1 protein-coding gene is annotated in these 583 nt (G+C 54.2%); it reads right to left on the bottom strand.

Translation table 11 applies throughout. From position 1 onward, the window contains the following. Window positions 1–583, bottom strand: a 583-nt coding sequence (traW, locus tag ABD481_RS46850; protein ID WP_344672366.1) for a conjugal transfer protein TraW, incomplete at both ends; no start/stop codon positions are given.

A 583-nucleotide genomic window follows, 5' to 3' on the forward strand; every position in this document is an offset into this window, starting at 1 on the left:
GGTTTTCAGCACTAACCAGTTGTTCAGATTGGCGATATTGATTTGCTCACGCATCAAATCTTCGGTGTTCTTGTTGGTCAGCGTCGCCTGGTAAGCAGGGTTGCTGTAACGGCGACCTACTTCGAATTCCTCAAACTCTCTGGCAGACATACGGTTAAGCTGTTTCGCCCTGTTACTGGCCGTCGCCTGGAAATAGGATTCGACTTCCGGCACTTTGCGCGCATCTGCAAGCGCGGCATCAGTGGCCGGGTTCGGTTTGGAGTTGGCGATCATTTCCATCTGAGGTTGTGCGGCCGCGTCGGTGAGCGCCTGGTATTGCTGAATCATGCCCAGGTAAATTCGCCCGCTGGCGCCTTTAACTTCCCCACGACTCAGCTGACGACCAGCACTGCGCAACGCGGTATTTTTCATATAGCGCAGCGCCGCATCTGTCTGCTCATCTGTAAACGTCAGATCAGGTGCCTTGCCTTCTTTGCCGGCGCCATAAAGCAACGAGCTCAGCGACGTATCTGCCCGCGGCATGTCAGATACACTTGGGCAGAATGAAGTCCCACCAAATGCAGCATAATCCGAACTGTCGCAG

The organism is Catenulispora yoronensis (genome assembly GCF_039531695.1).
GTDB lineage: Bacteria > Actinomycetota > Actinomycetes > Streptomycetales > Catenulisporaceae > Catenulispora > Catenulispora yoronensis.